Genomic DNA, 25078 nt, shown 5'->3' with positions numbered 1-25078 from the left:
TGGCTCCGACGCCGTGATCACACCAGACACGACAAGATCATCCCACCTGTGACCAGCAGTTACGGGACAGCCCTTAGAGAAGATCACATTGAGCACTTGCGTTTGCTGGTGACTTAGGGCTTGCCGTGAATTAAGTCGTTGCTTCCGGCTTTTGGGATCGTTGTTGTGGTATAGGGAGTGCGGAGGGGATCCAGGCTGTCCTGGCGCTCCGTCCTGCGGAAGTCCGCGGCCTGCGGTGATCGGACATCGACCTGGACGCGGCCACGCTCAGCATCGCCAACACGCCCACCCTGATGGGGAACCCCACGGTGGAGAAGGATACGAAAAGCCTGGCGGGGGAGCGAGTGTTGCCGCTTCCGAGCCTCGTACGGGAAGCGCTGAAGACGTACCGAGTCATGCAGGCGGTGGAACGCCTGGCAGCGGGTGAAGGGTATGGGGACGGCGGGTACGTGCTCGTGGACGAACTGGGGGCCGTGCTGAACGGCCGGCAGCTCCGGGTGCGGGCCTACAAGATCATGGCCGAAAACGGCCTTCGGAGGGTCCGTCTGTACGATGGTCGGGCGTCTTGTCCTGCATACCTCGCCAATAGCGGTGTGCCGGATTACCTGCTTGCCGAGTGGGCCGGGCGCACGAACGTGAAGACGACGAAGAAGTGGTACGTGAAGCCGGACGTGGCGGACCTGCTTCCAGCGGCGGAGGTATGGGCAGGACCCGCGGAGGGCGTGTGACAGATCGTGACAGATGAGGGTATGAAGCCGTGACTCAAGGCAAGAACGAATGGCTGCAATACCGCTTTGACGGGCCCGAACACCTACCAGTCCTGATCTTGGGACCGTCCCTCGGGACCACCTGGCACATGTGGGACCGGCAGATCCCCGCGCTGACGGCCCACTGGCGGGTGTTCAGGTTCGACCTGCCGGGCCACGGCGGGGCGCCCGCGCACGCCGCCGACTCCGTCGCCGAGCTGGCGGCCCGGTTGCTCGCCACGCTCGACGCGCTCGGTGTGCAGCGCTTCGGCTACGCGGGTTGCGCACTCGGCGGCGCCGTCGGCGCCGAGCTGGCGCTGCGGCACCCCGAGCGGATCGCCTCACTGGCGCTGATCGCGGCCTCGCCGCGGTTCGGCACGGCCGACGAGTTCCGCCAGCGCGGCGTGATCGTACGCACCAACGGCCTCGACCCGATCGCCAGGACCGCGCCCGAGCGCTGGTTCACCCCCGGGTTCGCCGCCGGCCAGCCCGCCATCACCGAGTGGGCCGTGCAGATGGTGCGCACCACCGACCCCGGCTGCTACATCGCGGCCTGTGAGGCGCTGGCCACCTTCGACGTCCGCGCCGAGCTGGGTTCGATCGAAGTGCCCACCCTGGTCCTGGTCGGCTCCGAGGACCAGGTCACCGGACCCGCGCAGGCCCGTACCCTGGTCGCGGGCATTCCCGACGCCCGGCTCGCCGTGGTGCCGGGCGCCTGCCACCTGGCGCCGGTCGAGGCGCCGACGGCCGTCACCGACCTGCTCCTGCGGCACTTCTCCACGGCCTGGCGGCTGCCGCCGGAGGCCACAGCGACCGGGCAGTTCGCGATCCCCGCGGCCCTCGCGAAGCCCGTGCTCGCCCCGCCGCCCGCCATCCCCGTCGCCGAGATCGCGCCCAGCAGCCCGCAGCCCGCAGCCGCGGCCGACCCCGACACCCGCCGCGCGGGCCTCAAGGTGCGCCGCGAGGTGCTGGGCGACGCGCACGTGGACCGGACGCTGGCCGCCGCGGACGACTTCTCCGGCGACTTCCAGGACCTCCTGACCCGTTACGCGTGGGGCGAGATATGGAGCAGGCCCGGTCTCGACCGACGCACCCGCAGTTGTGTCACGCTGACCGCGCTGGTGGCGGGCGGCCACCTCGACGAGCTCGCCGCCCACACCCGCGCCGCGCTGCGCAACGGCCTCACTCCGCAGGAGATCAAGGAGGTCCTGCTGCAGACCGCCGTGTACTGCGGGGTGCCCGCCGCGAACAGCGCCTTCAAGGTGGCGCAGGAGGTCATCCGCGAGGAGACCACTCCGCAGGAGTGACGTCCCGGACGTTCTGCTCTCCCGGCCGTAGTGCCGTTCTGCCGTCCTGGCCGTAGTGCGGTCCCGGATGCTCTGCCGTCCCGGCCGTAGTGCCGCCCCAAACGCTCCGCCCTCCCGGCCGTGTCGCCGGCCCCGGATGTCCTGTCGATCCCGGACGTCCTTCCGGTGCCCGGGCCCTGCTGGTCGCGGAGTCCTCCCGGCCCGGGACGCCACCCGCCGTGACACATGCCGCCGCAGGACCCCTCGCGCGTTCTGGCGGCCGCCCGCGTAGCAGGATGGGGGCCATGAAGCTCACGAAGAAGTCCCATGCCTGCGTCCGACTGGAGAAGGACGGCAGGACCCTCGTCGTCGATCCGGGCGCCTACAGCGAGGAGGACGCGGCCGTCGGCGCCGACGCCGTGCTGGTGACCCACGAGCACCCGGACCACTTCGACGAGGGACGCCTGCGGGCCGGACTAGACGCCAACCCGGCCGCCGAGCTCTGGACCCTGCGCTCGGTCGCCGAGCAGGTCTCCGCAGCCTTCCCCGGCCGGGTGCACACCATCGGCCACGGGGACACGTTCACCGCCGCCGGATTCGACGTCCAGGTGCACGGCGAACTGCACGCGGTGATCCACCCGGACGTGCCGCGCATCACCAATGTCGGCTACCTGGTCGACGGATCGGTCTTCCACCCCGGCGACGCCCTCACCGTGCCCGGCACTCCGGTCGACACCCTGCTGCTGCCCGTGCACGCCCCGTGGTCGAAGATCTCCGAAGTGATCGACTACGTCCGCGAGATCGGTCCACGCGTCGCCTACGACGTGCACGACGTCCTGCTCAGCGAGATCGCCCGGCCGACCTACGACCGCCTGATCGGCTCGCTGGCCCCTGCCGAGCACCGGCGGCTCGCCCCCGGGGCAAGCGCCGACGTCTGACCGCCGGACCGGGCCGGGCCGGACCGGGGCAGGCTGTCGGACCTGCCCGGTAGGTTGGGCACCATGCGCATCGCCACCTGGAACGTGAATTCGATCACCGCCCGTCTCCCGAGGCTCCTGGCCTGGCTGGAGAGCAGCGGCACCGACGTGCTGTGCCTCCAGGAGGCCAAGACCACCGCCGAGCAGTTCCCCTCGGCCGAGCTGGCCGAGCTGGGCTACGAGAGCGCGGTCCACGCCACCGGCAGGTGGAACGGCGTGGCGGTCGTCTCCCGCGTCGGCATCGCCGACGTGGTCCGCGGTCTGCCCGGCGACCCGGGCTACGACGGCGTGGTGGAGCCCCGGGCGATCTCCGCGACCTGCGGCCCGGTCCGCGTCTGGTCGGTCTACGTGCCCAACGGCCGTGAGGTCGAGCACCCGCACTACGTCTACAAGCTCCAGTGGTTCGAGGCGCTGCGGGCCGCGATCGCGGGCGACGCCACCGGCAGCCGCCCCTTCGCGGTGATGGGCGACTTCAACGTGGCCCCCACCGACGACGACGTCTGGGACCCCGCGTCCTTCGAGGACTCCACCCACGTCACCCCGGCCGAGCGCGCCGCGCTCACCAGCCTCCGCGAGGCCGGTCTCTCCGACGTCGTCCCGCGCCCGCTCAAGTACGACCACCCGTACACGTACTGGGACTACCGCCAGCTCTGCTTCCCCAAGAACCGCGGCATGCGCATCGACCTGGTCTACGGCAACACCCCGTTCGCCAAGGCCGTCTCCGACGCCTACGTGGACCGCGAGGAGCGCAAGGGCAAGGGCGCGTCCGACCACGCCCCGGTCGTCGTCGACCTGGACGTGTAGCCGGCCCCGCGCCCGGTGCCGGGGTGTGTCACGGTGCCAGCAGCCGCAGGTCCACGGCGTCGGCGAGGGCCGCGTAGCCCGCGTCGCCCGGGTGCAGATGGTCACCGCTGTCGTAGGCGGGCAGCAGCCGTGCGGGGTGCGCGGGATCCCGCAGCACCCGGTCGAAGTCGAGGACGGCGTCGAAACCGCCGAGGCCCGCGCGGAGGGCGGAGTTGACCGCGGTGCGCCCGGCGTCCGCGGCGGCCGTGCACAGCGCCTCCCCCTCGCAGGGCACGATGGTGGCGGCGAGCACCCGCAGCCCGTACGCGTGGGCGCGGGCCGCGATCTCCCGCAGCCCGGCGACCACCTGCTCCGCGGTACCGCCCCAGCGAACGTCGTTCACCCCCTGGAAGACGATGACGGTACGGACCGAGGGCCCCGCAAGCACATCGCGGTCCAGCCGGTGCAGCGCGCTCACCCCGCCCGTGTCGGTCGACACCCCGTCGCCGGGATAGCGGTCGGTGACCACGCGGTTCGCCGAGATGCCCGCGTTGAGCACACCGAACCGCGGCACCGTCCGCTGGGCCCGCAGCCGGGCGGCGAGCAGGTCGGGCCAGCGGCGGTCGGCGTCCGGGAGCGACTTCTCGCCGTCGGTGATCGAGTCGCCGAGCACCACCAGTGAACCGGGCCCGCCGCTCACCTCCACCCCCGCCAGCAGGGGCCAGGTCGACAGCGTCGAGGTGTAGGCGGCAGGACCCGCGTCCGCGCTGTGGTCGCCCAACTCGCTGACGTACGACCGCCGGACGGCCAGGCTGTGCAGCGGCACGGCCGCCACCGTCCCGGGCAGGTGGAAGCTCACCAGCAGGTTGCCGCCCGCGGGCACCGCGAAGCGCAGCGGATCGCTGAACGCCTGCGCCCCCGCGGGCAGGACGGTACCCGCCGCGCCGCCGAAGGCCAGCGGTACGGGCGCGGCGCGCGGCGTGGCCCCGGCGGCCTGCACGGCGACCGTGGCGCCGGCGATGCGCACCGGTGCGGCGGCGAAGGTGTTGTCGAAGCGGACCCGCACCGCGGGCCCGCCCGCCGAGGCGTGCACCACCAGCCGCAGCGTACGGTCCGTCCAGGGCCCGACGGCCGGCAGTCCCGCGGTGGTGGCCGACCAGGTGCCCGTCCAGCCGGTGGCCGCCCGCCGCACGGAGACGGCGAAGACATGCAGGTCGGGGCCGCGGTCGCGGGGCAGCACGAGCGAGCTGACGGCCCGGTGGCGGTCGATCGGCACCAGCACCGCGTACAGCCTCGCCCGGGCGGCCAGCGGACCTGCTGGGGTGTGGACGCGGGGGAGCGCCACCGCCTTCGTGGCGAGCGGCCCGGAGAGCCAGTCGGGCGCGGTGAGCCGGAAGGTGCCGCGCGAGCCGTCGCGGTAGCGGACCTCGCCGGTGCCGCCCGCAAGCCGGGGAGTCCCGTCGGCGGTCCCCGCCGCGTCCGTGCCCGCCACCAGGAAGGCGAGCGCGTCGCCGCGGCCCGCCAGCCGGACCCGCTGGCCGTCGGCCACCGCGTTGTCCGGTTCGCCGGGTGCGCGGCGCGGCCAGGCGAGCCGGGCCCGGTCGAGGGTGAGGATCCGGCCCGGTGTCCAGCCCGCGGCCGCCAGGTCCTCGGCGGGCAGCGAGCGCCCGGCGCCGTCGAAGTCGGCCGCCTGGGGATGCCGGGCGTCGCTGACGGCGCGGTTGTCGAAGAGCCGCACCAGCGGCAGCGGCCCGGGCCCGGTACCGTCCCGGGCCGTGGCGGTACCGGCGGCCACCAGCGGCAGCAGCACGGCGAGCACGGTGAGCACGCTCGGCAGGGCGAAGCCGGCGTACGGACCCGAGCTGTGTCGGCGCACCACCGACTCCTCCCGCTCACACCGAGATGACAGGTGCGCCGTGCGGGACCGGCGGATGTCCGTGGCGCCGGTGCCCGATACGGCCCGCCGTCGAGCGTACGGTCCACCGGCCGCGTCGGGAACCTCAAGGACGGCACCGAGCGCCCCCGCCGCGGCCGCACGGCGGCCACCCGAGTCCCGCCTGTGCACCGCACCGCGCCGCCCACCCGCCCCCGTCGCACCGGCCCCCGTCCCCGGCCCGCGTCACCCCGGCCCCGGCTCCCCCGCCCCCATCACCCCGGCCCCGTTCCGCCGCCCCCACATCCCGTTCCCCCTCTCCACGGACCCTCCCCACCTCCCACCCCACCGGTCCGCGCGCGCCTGTGGTGCCCGCACCGGTGGGGATGCCACGCTGGGTGGTATGAAGATCCCTTTCTTGGACAAGTGGCGCAGAGGTCGGCCCACGGAAGCCGGCGAAGGGCTCGCGGCCGCTTTCGAGGAGGATCCGGAGGGCGTGGCGGGCCTGTTCTCCGAGTGCGAGCTGCTGCGCTCGCAGGCGGCCGGCGCGGGGCTGGAACTCGACGACTCCGCCACCTCCCTGGCCGCGCTCGACCAGTTGCTGCCCCGCTGGCGCGACGACCCCGAACTGCTGCCCTGGCTCGGCAACGACGCCGGGCTCTACCTGGGCACCGTCATCGTCCGCAACGTCCCCGGCGCCGCCTGGCACGTGTGGCCGGCCGGGCAGCCCGTGGTCCGGCTCGGCTCAGGTCGGGAGATCCACGTGGTGGAGGCGGGGCTCGACTGGGCGGTGAACGGCAGTCCCGAGCTGTACCGGATGTACGCGGAGGCGTCGGAGGCCTGAAGGCCCGGCAGCAAGAGGTCGGGCGCCGGTTATACCGGCAAAGCAGACAAAAGAGAACAAATACGGTTATTGATCGTCAGCGCGTGTCCGCCGACAAGTGCCCTGACGTGACGGATAGTTTGCGAGGGCCGATACAGCGGAAAGGCGGGTGGGGCCGGGCATGGCCGGCGGGGCAGCCGGAGATCACTCTTCGCGCGGCCGGACCGACCCCTACGACGGGTCGGCCGGGGCGAGGAGAAGGTCAGCTGCGCACCGGACGGGTCGTGCTCGACGCAGAGCGGGTCAGCCGTGTCGACGACCAGGGCGAGGCGGTGTCCGGCCGGTACGTCGTAGGCCGTGGAGAACAGCTCCAGGTCCACTCCGGACGGCATGCCCGGCGTCTGCTCGCGGACGGTGTACGGCACGGGCACACCAGCTCGCCGGAGAGCGGCGGCACCCTTCGCACCGGGCACCCGGACGGGGGCGCCGCCCCCTCGGCGCCCGGGCCCGAACGGCGGCCGGTGCCCTCTCGGGCGGCGCGGTGGGGAGGTGCTCGGCGCGGGCGGTTCCGCCTGCGCCGACCGGGTGACGTCCGCGACCAGCTCGACCGCATCGGGTCCGTACGCCAGGTACTTCACGACCTTCGGCAGTAGATTGTGTCAGTCGTTGTCATAGGGCGTAGGCGTGTTCGCTGTGGCCCAGGCTTTCTCGTGGGGGGAACCTGCGGGTGGGGGGACGAGGCCGTTGATCATCCAGAGTTCCTCGCTTGTCTCGTCGATGTGGAACTCCCAGTAGACGTCCGGGTGACGAGCCATCAGCGGTGTGAGGAGTTCGGAGATCCGCGTGGCCACCCGCCGGCGCCCGGTGGAGTTCGGTGCCCGGCGGGCGATGTGGTCGATCACCACCCGCACGGTGCGCTCGGACATCTCGCCCCCCACGTAGAAGTTGTCCGCGGAGATGTCGCGGAAGACGGTTACCACGTAGAAGCGGGGAAGGCCGTGGTCGGCGTAGTAGTCGGTGACGGTTCTGGCGAGCTCCTGGCGTTCATCGGCGGTGAAGACGTCGGGTGAGTGGTAGATGGTCCACAGTGGCATGGCTGGCCGCCTTCCGGATCAGCGAACGAGTTCGAGGGTGAGCTTTTCCACCGGACCGGCGAGCAGTTCCTTCACGTTGCGCGTCACGTCGTCCGCGAGGACTTCGCCGGCTCCGGATTCCAGTCCGTCGAGGACGCGCGAGGCCACCTCTGCCGGGGTGACTTTCGGTGTGTCGATGGCGGCGACCATGTCGGTGTCGATGAACCCCGCGTGCACGCCTACGACCTGGGTGCCCTGGGCGGCCAGCTCGATTCGCAGTGAGTTCGTCATCGACCAGGCCGCCGCTTTCGATGCGCCGTAGGCGCCGCTTCCGCCCAGCCAGGACAGCACCGAGTGAACGTTGACCAGGGCGCCTCCGCCCCGGGCTGCGAGGATGGGGGCGAACGCGCGGGCCATCCGCAGCGGACCGAGCACGTTGACGTCGAAGGTCCTGTCGACGTCTACGAGACTTCCGGTCAGCAGGGGGGCGGGCAGCAGCACCCCTGCGTTGTTGATGACCACGTCGACGTCCGTGGCGACGGCGGCGAGCGCGGCAACGGACTCCTCCGAGCCCACCTCCAGCACATGGGTGCTCACGGAGGGCCGTTCGTCCGCGTACTCCTGACGCGCGGTCGCATGGACCCTCGCGGCTCCTCGCGCGAGTGCCGCGTCGACAAGCGCGGCGCCGAGTCCTCGTCTGCCGCCTGTGACCAGAACGGTCCTGCCTGCTATCGGTGCCATGGCGTCCTCCTGACTAACGATCTTATGAGTCAGATGAGATCACGCTATACTGGCTAAAGCAAGCGTTAGTCAGTCGACGGGTGAGGTGGCCATGCGCTTCGAGGAACGGCTGCAGGACAGGGCGACCTGGCGTATCGGCGAGCGCTGCTCAGCCGCGAAGACACTCGACCTGCTCAGCACCAAGACGGTCTTCCTGGTCGTGCGCGAGTGCTTCTACGGCACGTCGCGCTTCGACGCCTTCGTGGATCGCACCGGCGCCTCCGCGCCGGCCGTGTCCCGGGCGCTCAGAGTGCTTGAGTCCTCAGGCGTCGTCGAGCGAGTGCCCTACCGGGAGCCGGGGGAGCGCCCTCGGGATGCCTACCGGCTGACTCCGGCGGGCGAGGAACTGCTGCCGGTGCTCATGTCCCTGATCCAGTGGGGCGACAAGCACCTCCAGGGCGGCAACCCTCCACTGCGCTTCACCCGTGACGGTGACGAGGAAGTCGTCGTCAGCGTCACGACGCGCGACCTCGAACCGGTCACGTCCGACTCCATTCTGATCCACGCCGGCAGCAACGTGGCTGAGCCCGGCGGGCGCCCGGCCGAAGGGTCTGCGTAAGGGCGGCTCGTCGCCGAGGGGCTGCCGCGGCCCTTCGCGCTGACCATCGGTTGAGCGCTGCCTTCTGTGCCCATCGGGCGGGCCCCAAAGGGTGGCGTGGGCGCTGCCGCCCTGCCGCAGCCGGGTGCGGATCGCCTTCGAGCTGTAGCCCTTGTCGCAAGGGACGAGGGCGGGCCGCATCCGAGGCCGACCCGGCCCGATGCGGGGCACCTGATCGCCTCCGGCACAGCGGTGAACTGGGTGCAGTCGTTGGTGTCGCCATCCGTGACGGTGAGAGCAAGCGGGCACCCGAGACCATCGCAGGCGAGATGGATCTTGCTGGTCAGTCCGCCCCGGGAGCGCCCAAGGCCGGGATCGAGCCCTCCTCTCAAGGCTCCTGCGGTGTGATCCGCGACGGCGCTGTCGCCAACGGCCCTCTGTACGACCCACGCAATCGAGTCCGTCAACGCCCGCGTCCGCGAAGCGGTCAGGGCACGTGGACACGTCCCGGACGAGCAGGCCGCCCTGAAGCGCCTGACGCGGCCATCGTGCCGCTCGACCCCACCGGCAAGGGCCGGGCCTGCCGGACCATGCGCTGGGAGACCGCCGTCAACGCCTTCGGCACCACCTTCGACTGCCGTCTGTCGGCGGCCCACCAGAAACCTCGACCACCCCAGTCGAACCGCTCGTGTGACAGACCTCTTCGGGGTGCCGTGTGGTCGGGCGCCGGATCGGGCGAAGGTCGCGTTACGTCAGGGCTGTGCTGTGGGCGGGGTCTCGGAGAGCGGATTCTGCTCGTCGTCGAGGGTCCGCAGGACGGTTTCGAGGGTGGAGTCGAGGACGGCGTGCGCGTCGTCGCCCCGGGGGAGCGCGCGGGCGATGGTGACCGCGCCGACGATGGAGGCGATCATCGCCCAGGCATGCCTGTCCTGTTCCTGCGGTGTGCCGGTCATGGCGGGGGCCAGGGTGTTGACCAGTTCCAGCATGCGGCGCCGGTATGTCTCGCGGACCGAGTCGCCTGCTCGTGCCACGTCGGCGCTCAGCGAGGGGATCACGCAACCGCCGCCGGGATCGGCGCGGTGCTGGTCGCTGAGGTAGCTGCGGAGTATCTCGACAAGCCGCCTGCGCCGCTCGGCCGGGTCGGGGCCGGCGTCGGCGACACCGGCGAACTGGAGGCCGACTTCGGCTGCGACGACCTCTTCGAGGAGGCCCTCCTTGCCGGCGAAGTTCGAGTAGAGCGCACCTGAGGTGACATGGGCCGCGGTGGCCAGTGCGTCGACCCCGACGCCGTGAAAGCCCTTCTCCTTCATCGTGCCGGACGCCTGCCGCAGGATCGCCGCCTTGGCCTTCGCCTTGTGGTCCTTGGTGTATCGCATACCCGGCCCCTTCCTCTCTGCTGCCGTGTCGCGGACTCATTCTCCTTCTCCTTTATAGAGTAGCGCTCGTTATGTAACGAGTGTTATTCTATGGATCAGAAGCCGCCAGGGCATCTGTACGAGAGAGAAGGACACGACCATGTCTGCGACGACCGCTGCCACCCAGACCGTCAACGTCAAGGGGACCCCGTTCGCCTACCGCGAGCTCGGCCCGGCCGCGGGTGTCCCGCTGGTGCTCCTGCACCATGTCACCGCGGTCCTGGACGACTGGGACCCGGCCCTGATCGACGCCCTCGCGGCCGAGCGGCGGGTCATCCTGGTCGACTTGCGCGGGGTCGGTGCCTCCGGCGGCACCACCCCGGACACCTTCGAGGCCATGGCCGACGACGCCGTCGCCTTCCTCGACGCCCTCGGGCTCGACGTGGTCGACCTGCTCGGCTACTCCCTCGGCGGTATCGTCGCCCAGGTCGTCGTCCAGCGAAACCCGGACCGCGTCCGCCGGATCGTCCTTGCCGCCACCACCCCCGCCGGGGCCCAGGGTCCCGCCGCCACCGGCGCGCTGCTCCAGGACGCCGTCCAGAAGGCGACCGAGCAGGGCAAGCACCCCAAGCACTTCCTGTTCTTCGAACCTTCCTCCTCCGGCCAGGACGCCGCGAACGCCTTCCTCGCCCGCCTGGAGACGCGCACCCAGGACGACCGCGACACCCCGATCTCCAACGAGACCGTCGGCGCCCAGTTGACCGCGCTGACCAAGTGGGAACAGGACACCTCACCCGCTGCTCTGGCGACCGTGGAGCACCCCGCCCTGGTGGTCAACGGCGACAACGACACCATGTGGCCGACCGCGGGCACCCTCCAGCTCGCGCGGCTGCTGCCCAACGCCAAGCTGGCTGTCTACCCCGACTCCGGCCACGGCGGCATCTTCCAGTACCACGAGGTCTTCGCGCAGCAGACGCTGGACTTCCTCCGCGGCTGAATCACAGCGGCGCAGTCCTCAGTCCCGCCCCGAGCTCCCGCCCCGAGCCCCGCCCCGAACCGCCGTCCAGGCCGCCTTTCGGGCGCCGGCATTCAGGTGTCGATGGGCGCCGTCGGCGACTCGTTGGACAACGCCCTGGCCCGGAACCGCTGGAAGCTCCTCGGTGGTCCGGTCGCCCGGGGGAATCCCACCCCCGGGCCAGGGTCTCGCCCCAGTCGCGTGACGTCCGTTTCATGATCATGTGAGTCCGCGTGGGGTGAGCGGTCGGCCGGCGTCGCGGGCGTTGTGCCGGAGGCCGGCTGCGATGCCGCTCCTCCCCGGCGAGGCGAAGGGCGCCGCTGCTGTCCCACCGGCGAACCGAGGACCGAGATCGGCACGGCGGATGTGAACGCGGGCCACATCGAGGTCTGCGACGTCTCACCGCCCACCGTGCCTCGGCTCGTTGGCGGTGGAAGCCCGGCAAAGGGAGGCTGCCGAGGCGAGTCAGTGCCTGGACGCCGGTCCGCCGACGCAGAACTCGGTGCGCTCGCCGAACCCCTGCCGCACCGCGTCGTGCGCGGCCTCCTCCGGGTGCGTCCCGCAGTCCTTGATCAGCGCGGACGGTTCGAGCAGCGCGAAGACGTCGTGCCGCGTCACCGTCGACTGGGGGTCCGCCGGCCTGGCGGTTCACCAGCAGCAGCGACTCGGCGTTCGCCGGCAGTCCGAAGAACGCCTGCCCGCAACGGAGTTTCCGTCTCCAGGGGCAGGTGCGGGCGAGCCGGCCGAGCGCGGTGCTGATACCGGCGGCCACCACACCGAGGACGATGTCGCGCAGGTCGTCGTTCATGGGCGCGCGTGCCGGCGGGCATAGGTACCGGTGTTCGAGAGCTGCTGGCAGGAGGTCGGCCGGAGGGTTACGCTGCGCGCACTGTTGCCCAGTGGAGGTGTGTATGCGTCGTCCGGTCGCACGGAATCTTTCGGTCCTGACCGCTTTGGCTGCCGCTTTTGCCGTCGGCGCCGCCGCGCCCCCACCGTCCTCCGCGCTACCGCCGACCACCGCGCCCCCTGCCGCGCCGGCCAAGCAACCGGTCGCCGTCGGATACGGCGGCGCGGTCTCCAGCGTCGACGCGGACGCCTCCGCGGCCGGCATCGAGGTGCTGCGCAAGGGCGGCAACGCCGTGGACGCCGCTGTCGCCACCGCCGCCGCGCTCGGGGTCACCGAGCCGTACTCGGCGGGCATCGGCGGAGGCGGTTACTTCGTCTACTACGACGCCCGCACCCACCGCGTGCACACCATCGACGGCCGCGAGACCGCACCGCGTACCGCCGACGAGGGGCTCTTTCTTGAGGACGGCAAGCCGCTGCCGTTCGCCGACGCGGTCACCAGCGGCCTGAGCGTCGGCACCCCCGGAACCGCGGCGACCTGGCAGACTGCGCTCGACCACTGGGGCACCAGGGACCTGGGCACCGTGCTGAAGCCGGGGGAGCGGCTGGCCAGGGACGGCTTCACCGTCGACGCGACCTTCCGCACCCAGACCGAGGGCAACGAGGACCGTTTCAGGGACTTCCCGGCCACCGCCCGGCTCTTCCTGCCCGGCGGCGAACTCCCGGTGGTCGGCTCCACCCTCAAGAACCCCGACCTCGCCCGCACCTACGAGGAGCTGGGCCGCAAGGGCACCGGCCTCCTCTACCACGGCGACCTGGGCAGGGACATCGTACGGACGGTGAACAAGCCGCCGGTCGACCCGGCCGGCGACCGGGTGGTGCGCGCCGGCGACCTGTCGCTCGGCGATCTCACCGGCTACCGCGCCAAGGTGCAGGCCCCCACCGAGACCTCCTACCGCGGTCTGGACGTCTACTCGATCGGGCCCTCGTCCTCGGGCGGCACCACCGTCGGCGAGGCGCTCAACATCCTGGAGGACACCGACCTCTCCAAGCTGTCCGAGACGCAGTACCTGCACCACTACATCGAGGCCAGCCGGATCGCCTTCGCGGACCGCGGACGCTGGGTGGGCGACCCGGCGTTCGAGGACGTGCCCACGAAGGAGCTGCTCTCGCAGCGGTTCGCCGACTCGCGGGCCTGCCTCATCAAGGACGACGCGGTTCTGAAGAGCCCGCTGGCGCCCGGCGACCCGCGGCACCCGGCCGACTGCGCCACCGGCGGCAAGGCGGCGCCGACGACGTACGAGGGGCAGAACACCACCCATCTGACGGTGGCCGACAAGTGGGGCAACGTCGTCGCCTACACCCTGACGATAGAGCAGACCGGCGGCAGCGCCATCACGGTGCCGGGCCGCGGGTTCCTGCTCAACAACGAGCTGACCGACTTCGACTTCGTGCCTGCCGCGCAGGGCGTGCCCGACCCCAACCTGCCGGGTCCCGCCAAGCGCCCGCGGTCGTCGATCTCCCCGACCATCGTGCTCGACCGGCACCACCGGCCGGTGGTGGCCCTCGGCTCGCCGGGCGGCGCCACCATCGTCACCACCGTGCTGCAGACCCTCATCGGCTTCGTGGACCGGGGCCTGCCCCTGGTCGACGCGATCGCCGCGCCCCGGGCCAGCCAGCGCAACGCCGCCACCACCGAGCTGGAGCCCGGGCTGTGGAACAGCCGGGAGCGCACCGAACTCGAAGCGCTCGGGCACCAGTTCACCCAGAATCCGGAGATCGGCGCCGCGACCGGGGTGCAGCGCCTGGGCGACGGCCGCTGGCTCGCCGCCGCGGAGCCGACCCGCAGGGGCGGCGGTTCGGCCCAGGTGGTGCATCCGGCCGGCTGACGGGGGGACGGTCTGCCCGGCCGCACGACCGGGCACACCGCAGCCTTTCCCGTACCCCGCGCGGTGTGCGCGGCGCCGCGCGTCGCGCACACCGCGTGTCAGGGTGCCGCGTGCGCCTGGCAGGGCCTCGCGCCGTCGGGCGCGGCACCGGCAGTCGTCAGGGTGCCGCGCGTCACAGTGCCGTGAGGATCCGCGGCCCCCGCTCCGTGATGGCCACGGTGTGTTCCGCGTGGGCCGCGCGGGAGCCGTCGTCGGTGCGCAGCGTCCAGCCGTCCGGCGCGGTGTGGTAGCCGTCCCGGCCGCCGGCGATCACCATGGGCTCGATCGCCAGCACCATGCCGGCGCGCAGCGGTACGCCGCGGCCCGGCCTGCCCTCGTTCGGCACGGCCGGGTCCTCGTGCATCCGGCGGCCGACGCCATGGCCGCCGAAGCCGTCGGGGATGCCGTACCCGGCCTCGCGGCACACCGTGCCGACGGCATGGGCGATGTCGCCGATCCGGTTGCCGACCACCGCGGCGGCGATGCCCGCCTCAAGGGCGCGCTCCGCCGTTTTGACCAGGCGGACGTCCTCGGGGCGGGGGCGCCCCACGATCGTGCTGACCGCCGAGTCGCCGACCCAGCCGCCCAGTTCCGCGCCGAAGTCCAGCGAGAGCAGATCGCCGTCGCGCAGCCGGTAGCCGTCCGGGACGCCGTGCACGATCGCGTCGTTGACGGATGTGCACAGCACCGCGGGGTAGGGCGTGGGCGCGAAGTGCGGGCGGTAGCCCAGGAAGGGCGAGCCGGCGCGGGCGGCGCGCAGTACGTCGTGCGCGATCGCGTCCAGCTCCAGCAGGCTCGTGCCCACCGCCGCCGCCTCCCGCACGGCCGTCAGGGCGCGGGCGACGACCCGGCCGGCTTCGCGCATCGCGTCAATGGACGCGGCTGTCTTGAGTTCCATCATGCCAATTACTATACCGGTATTGAAATGGGGCCGTCCGGATAGACTGCTGCCATGGTGAGAAACCCGTTGACCCCCGAGGAGCGCGAGCGCGGCGAGCGGCTGGGGAGGCTGCTGCGCGAGGCGCGCGGCGAGCGCAGCATGGTGGAGGTCGCCGCGCGTGCCGGGCTCTCCGCGGAGACCCTGCGCAAGATCGAGACGGGCCGGGCCCCCACGCCCGCCTTCTTCACCGTCGCGGCGCTGGCCGCCGTGCTCGGCCTGTCGATGGACGACCTCGTGGTGCGCTGTGCCCCGGTACCCGTGCCCGGTTAGCAATGTGCGCGCAAATCCGGCCGCGACCGAAAAACGCGCGTAGCGTGTTCGTAACACAAGGGGTGTTTGCTACCCCTTAGGGACGAGTCGACGGGGGCAAGTGTGGCGACCGTGGATCGACTGCCGCGCCCGGTTCGGGATTTCGCCGGACACCTGGCCGCTCTGCTGTCGCGCCTGGATCAGGGCGCGGGCTGGTGCGGAGTGTTCTGGCAGCGTGACCCGGAGGGCATGCGGGCCTGTCTGGACGGACGCGAGGTGCCGCCCTGGGACGTGGTGGAGGCCCTGCTCCAGGACCTCGCCGCGCGTGAGGGCGCGGCGTACGCGGCGCAGGAGACGGCGCGTACGCGGGTGCTGCACGACGCCTCGCTCGCCGCCCACGACGCACTGCCCGGCGCCCGCGACCGCCTCGGCGACCGGCTCGCCGTGATGCTCAGGGAGCAGCGGTATGCGGCCGAGCGCGGCGCCGAGCTGGACCGTAGGCTGCGCGGGGCACCGCCCGGGCAGGCGGGGGCCCTGCGCCAGGAACTGGCCTGGGCCCACGACGACCACGCCCGCGCCACCGCCCGCTGCGCCGAACTGCGCGCCAGGATGGCCGAGCTGGACCGGCGCACCTGGCGGGAAGCGCAGGGCCACCCGGCCCCGCACCCGGAGTGGGACGGGCGGACGGACCCGGACCCGCACCCGGAGTGGGGCCGGCGGACGGACCCGGCCCAGCACCACGACCCCGACCACACCGCCCACCCGGGCGCCGCGGCGGTCCACGAGGGCGCGCCCGCCGCCGTGCACGAGGGCGCGCCCGCGCCCCTTCATGGAGCCGCCTCCGCAGCCGTCCACGAGGCCGCTCCCGCAGCCCCTCACGAGTCCGCCCCCGCACCGCGCAAACGCCCGCGCGGCGCCCGGTTCGCCGGCAGTCCCGGGGGCGTGGACGACACCGGCCGGCCGGCCCGGGTGCCGCTCGCGGCGCCACCGGCGGGCGGTCCGCCGCGCGGTGCCCGGTTCGCGGGCAGCCCCCCGGCGGCGGGCCGCGCCCCCGCCCGGCGACCCGCGCCCGAGGACGAGGACGAGGCGCACAGGGAGGTCGCCGAGACCGTGGCGGCCCTGCAACGGCTGCGGGCCGAGGGCCGCGGCGGCGAGGCCCACGTGGTGCTGGTCGAGGCGGCCACCTGGCCCGTGGAGCGCTTTCCGCCGCTCGCCGGCGAACTCACCCGCGCCGGACTGGCCGCCGACTGGTCCACCCTGCTCTGGGAGGCCGCCGCGCTGCCCACCGGCCGCCTGGTCGCCCTGGCCGACACGCTCACCGCCCACGGCCGTGCCGACGACGGCGGGCGGCTGTTGCGGCAGGCGGCGGCGCGGCCCGCCTCCGACGTCGGCGCCACCGTGCTCGCCCTGCTCGACGGGGGCCGGACCCGCGAGGCCCGTGCCCTGCTCGACGCCTGCGTCCGGTCGCGCAGCCCAGAGGACGCGGCCCACTGCGCCCGGAGTGGCCCCGAGCGCCTCGTTCCGCTGCTCACCGAGGCGGCCGAGGCCGTCTCAGGAGCCTGCCACCGCGATCTGCGCCATGCGCTGCGCGTCGCCGGCCTCAGCCGCTGAGCGCCTCACGGCGCACCAGAGCCGCGCCCGCCGCCCCGTGCACCACCCCGTGGCGCGGCATGTCATCGCGCTCTCGCCCGCACGGGTGCGAAAGATGATCGACTCAGCGGGTTCACGGCGATGGTCTTGCCCCGCCCGGATCTGAGGCTTACGTTCGTGCCTCTACGGTCACGTGTCTACGGGCGTAGAGGCCGCCATCCGTACCCATCCCGACACAGAGCGCTCCGCGCTCGCCCCCCCACGCTCGCCCCCCGTGCTCTGACGTCTTGTCGAAGGAGCAGCTCATGGCCACTGTCGTACGTGCCGCACTGGTCCAGGCGACCTGGACAGGCGACACCGAATCCATGATCGCCAAACACGAGGAACACGCCCGCGAGGCGGCCCGCCAGGGCGCGAGGATCATCGGCTTCCAGGAGGTCTTCAACGCACCGTACTTCTGCCAGGTGCAGGAGCCGGAGCACTACCGCTGGGCGGAACCCGTGCCGGACGGACCGACCGTGCGCCGGATGCGGCAACTGGCCCGAGAGACCGGCATGGTGATCGTCGTGCCCGTCTTCGAGGTCGAGCAGTCGGGCCTCTACTACAACACCGCGGCCGTGATCGACGCCGACGGCACCGTGCTCGGCACATACCGCAAGCACCACATCCCGCAGGTCAAGGGCTTCTGGGAGAAGTACTACTTCAGGCCGGGCAACACCGGATGGCCGGTCTTCGACACCGCCGTCGGCAAGGTCGGCGTCTACATCTGCTATGACCGCCACTTCCCCGAGGGCTGGCGCGCCCTCGGCCTCGCCGGCGCGCAGCTCGTCTACAACCCCTCCGCCACCTCCCGCGGCCTGTCCGCCCACCTGTGGCAGTTGGAGCAGCCCGCCGCGGCCGTCGCCAACGAGTACTTCGTCGCCGCGATCAACCGCGTCGGCCAGGAGGAGTACGGCGACAACGACTTCTACGGGACGAGCTACTTCGTCGACCCGCGCGGTCAGTTCGTCGGCGACGTCGCCGACGACAAGAACGAGGAACTCCTCGTCCGCGACCTCGACTTCGGCCTGATCGACGAGGTGCGCAACCAATGGGCGTTCTACCGCGATCGCCGCCCCGACGCCTACGAAGGGCTGGTACGGCCATGAGCGAGCGGCACGACGGGCCGGCACCCGACACCGCCCCCGGCCAGGATGCCGTGCGACCCCTCCTGGACAGGCACAGGGCCGTCATCCCCGACTGGGTCGCCCTCTACTACGCCGACCCCCTGGAGCTCACCCACGGCGAGGGCCGGTACGTGTGGGACGCCCAGGGCAAGCGGTACCTGGACTTCTTCGGCGGCATCCTCACCACCATGACCGCGCACGCCCTGCCGGAGGTCACCAAGGCCGTCAGCGAGCAGGCGGGGCGGCTCATCCACTCCTCCACGCTCTACCTCAACCGGCCGATGGTCGAGCTGGCGGAGCGCGTCGCGGAGTTGTCGGGCATCCCGGACGCCCGGGTGTTCTTCACCACCTCCGGCACCGAGGCGAACGACACCGCGCTGCTGCTCGCCACCGCCCACCGCGGGTCCAACCAGATCCTGGCGATGCGCAACAGCTACCACGGCCGCTCCTTCGGCGCGGTCGGCATCACCGGCAACCGAGGCTGGTCACCGACCAGCCTCTCCCCGCTCGCGACCCTGTACGTGCACGGCGCCGTGCGCACCCGCGGTCCCTACGCGCACCTGTCCGACGCGGACTTCACCGCGGCGTGCGTCGCCGACCTGGAGGACCTCCTCGGGCAGACGCGCGGCGGAGTGGCCGCACTGATCGCCGAGCCCGTCCAGGGCGTCGGCGGCTTCACCGCCCCGCCCGACGGCCTCTACGCCGCTTTCCGCGAGGTACTCGACCGGCACGGCATCCTGTGGATCACCGATGAGGTGCAGACCGGCTGGGGCCGCACCGGCGACCACTTCTGGGGCTGGCAGGCGCACGCGGCCTCGGGCCCCCCGGACCTGCTCACCTTCGCCAAGGGCATCGGCAACGGCATGTCCATCGGCGGTGTGGTGGCCCGTGCCGAGATCATGAACTGCCTCGACACCAACTCCATCTCCACCTTCGGCGGCTCCCCGATCACCATGGCCGCCGGCCTCGCCAACCTCGCCTATCTGCTCGACCACGACCTTCAGGGCAACGCCAAGCGGGTCGGCGACCTCCTCCTCGAACGGCTGCGGGCGGGCTGCGCCGGGCTGCCCGGGGTCCGCGAGGTGCGCGGGCGCGGGCTGATGGCCGGCATCGAGCTGGTACGGCCGGGTACGGACACGGCAGATCCTGACGCCGCCGCGGCGGTCCTGGAAGCGGCGCGGGAGGAGGGCCTGCTGATCGGCAAGGGCGGCGCGCACGACACGAGCGTGCTGCGCATCGCGCCGCCGCTGACGCTGACGGAGGCGGAGGCGAAGGAGGGCGCGGACATTCTGGTGCGGGCCCTTCGCCGGGCGTGACGCCGCGGGTCCGTCCGCCGGGTCCGTGTGCCGTGGCCCGGCGGCCGCACCCGTGTGCCGTGGTCCGCCGGTGCGGTCCGCGTGCCGCGGTCCGCCCGCCGCGGGCCCGCAGCGGGCGCGGCCCCGCCCATCGAGACACAGCGAGAGGGAACGCATGAGCACCCGTACCCTGATCCGCGGCGGGCTTGTGATCACCGCCGCCGAGGAGACCCACGCGGACGTCCTGACGGACGGTGAGCGGATCGTCGCCCTCGCCGCGAGCGGTTCGGACGTCGCCGAGGGCTGGCACGCGGACCGGCTGATCGACGCGAGGGGCAAGTACGTCATCCCGGGCGGCGTCGACGTCCACACCCACATGGAGATGCCCTTCGGCGGCACCTGCGCCTCGGACACCTTCGAGACGGGGACCCGGGCGGCGGCCTGGGGCGGCACCACGACCGTCGTCGACTTCGCGGTGCAGAGCGTGGGCAGGTCGCTGCGCGAGGGTCTGGACGCCTGGTACGCGAAGGCGGAGGGCAACTGCGCGATCGACTACGGCTTCCACATGATCGTGTCGGATGTGAACGAGTCGACGCTCAAGGAGATGGATCTCCTGGTCCAAGAGGGTGTCTCGTCCTTCAAACTGTTCACTGCCTACCCCGGGGTCTTCTTCAGCGACGACGGGCAGATCCTGCGCGCGATGCAGAAGGGTGCCGCCAACGGGGGCATGATCATGATGCACGCGGAGAACGGTCTGGCCATCGATGTGCTGGTGGAACAGGCGCTGGCGCGGGGGGAGACCGATCCGCGGTACCACGGTGAGGTGCGGAAGGCGCTGCTGGAGGCGGAGGCGACGCACCGGGTGATCAAGCTGGCGCAGGTGGCCGGGGCGCCGGTGTACGTGGTGCACGTCTCGGCGCAGGAGGCGGTGGCCGAGGTCGCGCGGGCGCGGGACGAGGGCCTGCCCGTGTTCGGTGAGACGTGTCCGCAGTACCTGTTCCTGTCGACGGACAACCTGGCCGAGCCGGACTTCGAGGGCGCGAAGTACGTCTGCTCGACCCCGCTGCGGCCGAAGGAGCACCAGAAGTACCTCTGGCGGGGGCTGCGGACCAACGACCTGCAGGTGGTGTCCACCGACCACTGCCCGTTCTGCTTCTCGGGGCAGAAGGAGCTGGGGCGGGGTGACTTCTCGAAGATCCCGAACGGGCTGCCGGGCGTGGAGAACCGTATGGACCTGCTCCACCAGGGTGTGGTCGAGGGGCACATCTCACGGCGGCGCTGGATCGAGATCGCGTGCGCGGCCCCGGCGCGGATGTTCGGCCTGTACGGCCGCAAGGGCACGATAGCGCCGGGTGCGGACGCGGACGTGGTGATCTACGACCCGGCGGCCGAGCAGGTCATGTCAGCGGAGACCCATCACATGAACGTCGACTACTCGGCCTACGAGGGCAGGCGGGTCACGGGCCGTGTGGAGACGGTCCTTTCGAGAGGGGAGGTCGTCGTCGAGCGCGGCGAGTTCAGGGGGCGTGCCGGGCACGGCGTGTTCCTGCCCCGGTGCACCAGCCAGTACCTGAACTGACGGGAGCCCCCCCCGGCTGCTGGACCGGATCGCGGCGCACCCGCGGACCACCCGTACGGGGATCCCGCGGGTGTGGGAATACAAGCGCGCCTCCCCGGGCTGTGGGACTTCATGGATCACGAGCATGGATTATCGCGCCGGGGTGTCCTCAGGGCCGGACTCGGCGTCGCGGCTCTCCCGCTGCACCCTGGACAGGCCGCGGGGGCTCCGCCTGTCGGCGACCCGGTGTCCTCGGCGGCCACGAGGACGCTGGAGTTCAGCGCCGGAACGAACGCCTCTGTGATCGTTTCGCCCGACGGGCGTGAGCTGATCATGGAGGTTCAAGGTGTGCTGTGGTCGCTCGCCCGCAAGGGCGGGCGAGCGAGAGCGCTGACCGGACCGGATCTGGAGCCCACCCGGCTGTCGTGGTCGCCCGACGGTTCGCAGGTCGCCGTGTGCGGCTACCAGGGCGGCGGTTTCCATGTGTGGACGATGGAACCGGACGGCTCCCGGCTGCGGCAGGTGACCTCCGGTCCCTGGGACGACCGGGGAGTGGCCTGGTCGCCCGACGGTACGCGCATCGCGTTCGCGTCGGAGCGGGGCGGGGATCCGGTGGCCGGCAGTTCGTACACCATCTGGACGGTGGACGTACGGACCGGTGAACTGAGGCAACTCACCGACGGGACCGGCGTCGAGGACTACGACCCTGCCTGGTACCCGGACGGCAGCAGGCTGGTCTTCGTGCGCGCCGGTACGGCCGGTGGGCGCACCCTTGCCTCCGTACCGGCCGCAGGGGGCAGCGTGGCGGTGGTCCGTACCGTGGACGCGGGCGTCCTGGTCGGTCCTGCGGTCAGCGCGGACGGCCGTGTGGCGTACGTCCACGTCGGCGACGCCGTCCCGCCGGCCAACGCGGCCTTCTCCACCCTGATGGTGGACGGCGAGCCCGTGACCGAGGGGGAGGACGTCTCGCCCCTGCCGCCTTCCTGGGGCACGGACGGTGCACTCTTCTACGTGGCTGACGGGCAGTTGCGCGTGCGGCCTCCCGGCCGGAGCGCCGCGAAGTCGGCTCCGGAGCGGATTCCCTTCACAGCGGCGATGGACGTGCCGCGCGCGGTCCACCCGAGGAAGGACCACGATTTCGATTCGACGGCGGCGAAACCGGTCCGGGGCATCCACCTGCCGGTGCTCTCGCCGGACGGCGGATCTGTCGCATTCGCCGCTCTCAACGCGTTGTGGGTCCTGCCGATCGGCCGCCGTCCGCGCAGACTCGTCCAGTCGAACGCCTCGGGATATGTGCAGATGCCGTCCTGGGCACCGGACGGGCGCAGTCTCCTGTACTCGTACGAGGGCGGCACGGACGGCAACGGACTCATCAGCGTGCACCGACACTGGCTCGACGGTGATCGCGACGAGGTCGTGGCGACCGGCGGCCGTCTGAACGCGGCCCTTTCCCCCGACGGCACCCGGCTCGCCTGTCAGGACTCCACGGGCAACCTGCTGGTGAAGGACCTCACGACCGGAACCGAGAAGACCCTGGCCACGCCCCTGGGCGCCAACGGACTTCCCAGCCGCCCGACCTGGTCGCCGGACGGCCGGTACATCGCGTTCTGCGACCGCAACCGGCTCAATCAGCGTTTTCGCGAGGGATACAACCTCATCCGCGTCGTCGACACCAGCACCGGAAAGTGGACGGCCCACCAGCCCAGCCCGCACGCTTCCCTCGCAGACCGGGGCAACGCAGGTCCGGTATGGGCCCCCGACGGCTCGGCCATGGCCTTCATCATGGAGTCCGCACTGTGGGTCCTGCCGGTGCACGCCGACGGCACACCGGCAGGCGAGCCCCAGCGCCTCACGGACGAGGCGGCCGACCACCCGTCCTGGTCGGGTGACTCACGCACCCTGCTGTACGGGGCGAGCGGCACGCTCAAGCTCATCAACCGCGACGGAACCCAGCCGCGCGTCGTACCCGTGCCGCTGGACTACCGCCGTCGACTGCCCTCTCCGTCCGACGTCACCCGGGTGCACGCGGGACGGCTGTGGGACGGCACCGGCGACACGGTCCGCGAGGACGTCGACATCGTCATCCGCGCCAACCGCATCACATCCGTGGAGCCCCACCGTTCGAGAGTCCCCTCCGGCGAGAAGCTCATCGACGCCTCCACCTCCACGGTCATTCCGGGGCTGTGGGATGCGCACACCCATCCGTGGCAGTACACCTACGGCGGGCGGCAGAGCAGCCTCATGCTCGCCTACGGCATCACGACCAACGCCTCACTCGGCGGTTTCGCCCATGAGGCGGTGCGGATCCGCGAATCCGTCCAGGCGGGACGCATGGCAGGGCCGCGCCTGTTCGCCACGGGCGAGTTGATCGACGGCAGCCGGGTCGCCTACAGCATGGGCCGGGCCCACCGGACCCATGAAGGTGTCCGACGCTCCCTCAAGCGGGCCGAGGCCCTCGACTACGACTTCGTCAAAACCTATGTCCGCGCCCCCGCCCGGACCATGCGCGAAGCAGCCCGCACGGCACACGAGAAACTCGGCGTACTGTCCGGCAGCCACCTCCTGTCACCGGGAAGCAGTGTCGGACAGGACCTCACCACCCACCTGGAAGCCACCCAGAGATCCGAGTACGGACGGGCGTACTCGCCGACGGGCCACTCGTACCAGGACGTCCTGGAAACCTACCGCGGCGGCGACTTCAAGATCGTCATCACTCCCTTCACGGCTCTCTCGCTCATCGGAGCCGATCCCTCACTGGCCGAGGATCCCAGGGTCACCACCCTCATGCCACCGTGGGACACCGCACTCGTCACCACCTACGCGGACACCCCGCCGACCCCGGCGGCATACCAGGCCATCGCTCAGGAAATGGCCGTCTACCAGCGCATCATCGACGAGGGCGGCATGCTCGCCCTCGGCACCGACGCGCCCCTGACACCCATCGGCCTGCACGTCCACCTCGGCCTGCGTGCCCTGCACTCCAACGGCCTCTCGGCGGCACAGGCACTGCGCACCGCCACCGTGGTCCCCGCTCGGATGTTCGGCGTGGCGGACGACCTGGGCACCGTGGAACCCGGCAAGCTCGCCGACCTGACAGCCGTCGACGGCAATCCCTTCGACGACTTCGACGACCTGGTCCGCACCACCTGGGCCATGCGGGAGGGCACCCTCTACCGGCGGGACGACCTGGTCGAAGCGTTCACCACGCCCGCACCGCACCCCACGGCGCACCCCACCGACTGGCTCGACGTCAGCCGGCAGCTCCGCCGGGAACCCTGCTGCTCCCGACACGCCTTCCACGTCTAGCCGTTCCCTCCAGGGAGGCCGTGGGCAGGTGGCACGGGCCTCGCGCGAGGTCCTGAACGGCCGATCCGAACAGGCGATCGTGAACGGGCGGGGGCCTTTTCAGGTCGGTGCGGACGATGCCGTCCACACCGACCGAGAAGGCCCTCGTACGCCACCGCAACGCATCCCTGACCGGGACCGGCCCCCGCTGGACCGCGGGACCGGCCGCGTCGTGCGACGCCCCGAACACGACCGCCCGGGCGAGTCGGCCCGTGTGGGCAGGGGCCGCACGAGGTCCGCGCGCTGGCCGCCACCAAGGAACTGGTGGAGAGCCTGTTCGGCATCCTGAATGAGGAGCACGAGGCGCAGTTCTCCGCGGTTCAGTCCCCCAACGACATCGTGACGCTGATCAACCAGAGTCAACTCCGCACGGATCGGGGGATCGGGCAGTGAGCCCTTTCCGTCCTCACCTCTCATCCGATCTCATCCGATCTCATCCCACCGGCTCGGAACGAGGAGACGGAGGGCCGGCGGACGGACGGCTGGGCTGTCGGCTCGTCGGGCCCTCGCCATCGCCGAGCCGCCACGTGCGGTCGCCGTCGCGGAGTGCGCGGCGCCGCCCTTCGGGACCGCCTGAGGGGCGTTGACGCCGGCGGCCGGGCCCAAGGACCCCGCGGGGCCCGGAGTGTGTCGAGGGCGGGGGGACGGGCCCCGGGCAGGACAGCCGGATCGGCCTGCACGGCACGGACGTGCGAGGCAGTCGTCGAGTTCGAGAGGGAGGGCGCCGCGATGGGCTGCGGGTCGGCGAGGCCGCTGCCGACGGTGCGGCTCTGGCCGGTGGTCCACTCCGGCTCCTGACCGATAAGCGCACCTGCCCCTTCCCCGGGGTGTGCGGGACCCGTCGAAGACGTGCGTCGGCCTCCGATGGCGGCGCGACATAGCCGCTCCTCCTTATGACGGGCAGCGGCTACG

General features: G+C 72.0%; 20 protein-coding genes and 4 pseudogenes. 16 read left to right on the top strand and 8 right to left on the bottom strand.

The features are described 5' to 3' along the window. The first annotated feature begins 308 nt into the window (after positions 1-308). The 4 genes from IE313_RS26805 (at position 309) to IE313_RS26790 (ending at position 3813) form a co-directional block, all read left to right on the top strand. Complete coding sequence (locus IE313_RS26805; protein ID WP_189936602.1) at positions 309-728, top strand: site-specific integrase; 420 nt, start codon at positions 309-311, stop codon at positions 726-728. 29 nt (positions 729-757) lie between these two features. Then, positions 758-2053, top strand: coding sequence for a bifunctional 3-oxoadipate enol-lactonase/4-carboxymuconolactone decarboxylase PcaDC (gene pcaDC / locus IE313_RS26800; RefSeq protein ID WP_189936600.1), 1296 nt, complete (start codon positions 758-760; stop codon positions 2051-2053). A 284-nt stretch (positions 2054-2337) separates the two neighbouring features. Further along, positions 2338-2970 (top strand): MBL fold metallo-hydrolase, encoded by a 633-nt coding sequence (locus IE313_RS26795; RefSeq protein WP_189936597.1) that lies wholly within the window; start codon positions 2338-2340, stop codon positions 2968-2970. 63 nt (positions 2971-3033) lie between these two features. After that, on the top strand, positions 3034-3813 hold the full coding sequence (locus tag IE313_RS26790) for an exodeoxyribonuclease III (RefSeq protein ID WP_189936596.1): 780 nt from the start codon (positions 3034-3036) through the stop codon (positions 3811-3813). A 28-nt stretch (positions 3814-3841) separates the two neighbouring features. On the opposite strand, the gene IE313_RS26785 is transcribed toward IE313_RS26790, so the two are convergent. After that, complete coding sequence (locus IE313_RS26785) at positions 3842-5668, bottom strand: GDSL-type esterase/lipase family protein (RefSeq protein WP_373317074.1); 1827 nt, start codon at positions 5666-5668, stop codon at positions 3842-3844. A gap of 400 nt (positions 5669-6068) precedes the next feature. Between IE313_RS26785 and IE313_RS26780 the strand changes: the two genes are divergently transcribed. Then, positions 6069-6509, top strand: a complete 441-nt coding sequence (locus tag IE313_RS26780) for a DUF6278 family protein (protein ID WP_189936594.1) — start codon at positions 6069-6071, stop codon at positions 6507-6509. Between the two features lie 227 nt (positions 6510-6736). Here the strand turns inward: IE313_RS26780 and IE313_RS26775 are convergent. From IE313_RS26775 to IE313_RS26765, 3 genes and pseudogenes are all read right to left on the bottom strand, one after another. Further along, positions 6737-6910 (bottom strand): annotated as a pseudogene (locus IE313_RS26775) (CocE/NonD family hydrolase C-terminal non-catalytic domain-containing protein); the annotation flags it as partial. A gap of 237 nt (positions 6911-7147) precedes the next feature. Then, positions 7148-7582 carry a tautomerase family protein gene (locus tag IE313_RS26770; RefSeq protein ID WP_189936592.1) on the bottom strand — a complete coding sequence of 145 codons (435 nt, stop codon included), beginning with the start codon at positions 7580-7582 and terminating at the stop codon, positions 7148-7150. Between the two features lie 18 nt (positions 7583-7600). Further along, the gene (locus IE313_RS26765; protein WP_189936590.1) at positions 7601-8302 is read right to left on the bottom strand and encodes an SDR family oxidoreductase; all 702 of its coding nucleotides are present in this window, start codon (positions 8300-8302) and stop codon (positions 7601-7603) included. Between the two features lie 91 nt (positions 8303-8393). Here IE313_RS26765 and IE313_RS26760 point away from each other — a divergent pair, with 91 nt between their 5' ends. Beyond that, positions 8394-8900 (top strand): winged helix-turn-helix transcriptional regulator, encoded by a 507-nt coding sequence (locus IE313_RS26760; protein WP_189936588.1) that lies wholly within the window; start codon positions 8394-8396, stop codon positions 8898-8900. A gap of 239 nt (positions 8901-9139) precedes the next feature. Here the strand turns inward: IE313_RS26760 and IE313_RS35550 are convergent. Beyond that, positions 9140-9286 (bottom strand): annotated as a pseudogene (locus tag IE313_RS35550) (IS5/IS1182 family transposase); the annotation flags it as partial. 28 nt (positions 9287-9314) lie between these two features. Here IE313_RS35550 and IE313_RS36470 point away from each other — a divergent pair. Then, positions 9315-9538, top strand: a pseudogene (locus IE313_RS36470) (transposase); the annotation flags it as partial. Positions 9539-9631: 93 nt separating this feature from the next. Here IE313_RS36470 and IE313_RS26755 read toward each other — a convergent pair. After that, positions 9632-10255 carry a TetR/AcrR family transcriptional regulator gene (locus tag IE313_RS26755; RefSeq protein ID WP_189936586.1) on the bottom strand — a complete coding sequence of 208 codons (624 nt, stop codon included), beginning with the start codon at positions 10253-10255 and terminating at the stop codon, positions 9632-9634. Positions 10256-10394: 139 nt separating this feature from the next. Here IE313_RS26755 and IE313_RS26750 point away from each other — a divergent pair, with 139 nt between their 5' ends. Continuing rightward, complete coding sequence (locus IE313_RS26750) at positions 10395-11231, top strand: alpha/beta fold hydrolase (protein WP_189936585.1); 837 nt, start codon at positions 10395-10397, stop codon at positions 11229-11231. A 492-nt stretch (positions 11232-11723) separates the two neighbouring features. On the opposite strand, the pseudogene IE313_RS26745 reads toward IE313_RS26750, so the two are convergent. Next, positions 11724-12057: pseudogene (locus tag IE313_RS26745) on the bottom strand (hypothetical protein); the annotation flags it as partial. 103 nt (positions 12058-12160) lie between these two features. On the opposite strand from IE313_RS26745, the gene ggt reads away from it, so the two are divergent. Further along, positions 12161-13984 (top strand): gamma-glutamyltransferase, encoded by a 1824-nt coding sequence (ggt, locus tag IE313_RS26740; RefSeq protein WP_189936583.1) that lies wholly within the window; start codon positions 12161-12163, stop codon positions 13982-13984. Between the two features lie 172 nt (positions 13985-14156). On the opposite strand, the gene map is transcribed toward ggt, so the two are convergent. Next, positions 14157-14924 carry a type I methionyl aminopeptidase gene (map, locus tag IE313_RS26735; RefSeq protein WP_189936580.1) on the bottom strand — a complete coding sequence of 256 codons (768 nt, stop codon included), beginning with the start codon at positions 14922-14924 and terminating at the stop codon, positions 14157-14159. A 51-nt stretch (positions 14925-14975) separates the two neighbouring features. Between map and IE313_RS26730 the strand changes: the two genes are divergently transcribed. The 7 genes from IE313_RS26730 (at position 14976) to IE313_RS36050 (ending at position 24559) form a co-directional block, all read left to right on the top strand. After that, on the top strand, positions 14976-15233 hold the full coding sequence (locus IE313_RS26730; RefSeq protein ID WP_189936578.1) for a helix-turn-helix domain-containing protein: 258 nt from the start codon (positions 14976-14978) through the stop codon (positions 15231-15233). Between the two features lie 111 nt (positions 15234-15344). Continuing rightward, the gene (locus IE313_RS26725) at positions 15345-16823 is read left to right on the top strand and encodes a YML083C domain-containing protein (RefSeq protein ID WP_229924983.1); all 1479 of its coding nucleotides are present in this window, start codon (positions 15345-15347) and stop codon (positions 16821-16823) included. Between the two features lie 284 nt (positions 16824-17107). Then, positions 17108-17950 (top strand): nitrilase-related carbon-nitrogen hydrolase, encoded by an 843-nt coding sequence (locus IE313_RS26720; protein ID WP_189936574.1) that lies wholly within the window; start codon positions 17108-17110, stop codon positions 17948-17950. Next, positions 17947-19284, top strand: a complete 1338-nt coding sequence (locus tag IE313_RS26715) for an aspartate aminotransferase family protein (protein WP_373317073.1) — start codon at positions 17947-17949, stop codon at positions 19282-19284. Before IE313_RS26720 ends, IE313_RS26715 begins: the two co-directional genes overlap by 4 nt. A 154-nt stretch (positions 19285-19438) precedes the next feature. Next, positions 19439-20842 (top strand): dihydropyrimidinase, encoded by a 1404-nt coding sequence (hydA, locus tag IE313_RS26710; protein ID WP_189936572.1) that lies wholly within the window; start codon positions 19439-19441, stop codon positions 20840-20842. Between the two features lie 111 nt (positions 20843-20953). After that, a complete protein-coding gene (locus IE313_RS26705; protein ID WP_189936570.1) occupies positions 20954-24127 on the top strand; it encodes an amidohydrolase family protein in 3174 nt (1057 codons plus the stop codon). A 303-nt stretch (positions 24128-24430) separates the two neighbouring features. Beyond that, positions 24431-24559 carry a hypothetical protein gene (locus IE313_RS36050; protein WP_268256763.1) on the top strand — a complete coding sequence of 43 codons (129 nt, stop codon included), beginning with the start codon at positions 24431-24433 and terminating at the stop codon, positions 24557-24559. Positions 24560-25078: the final 519 nt, after the last annotated feature.

Source organism: Streptomyces sulfonofaciens (assembly GCF_014656295.1).
GTDB lineage: Bacteria > Actinomycetota > Actinomycetes > Streptomycetales > Streptomycetaceae > Streptomyces > Streptomyces sulfonofaciens.
Note: the sequence above shows the minus strand (reverse complement) of the source record. Positions and strands in the feature narration are given on the sequence as shown.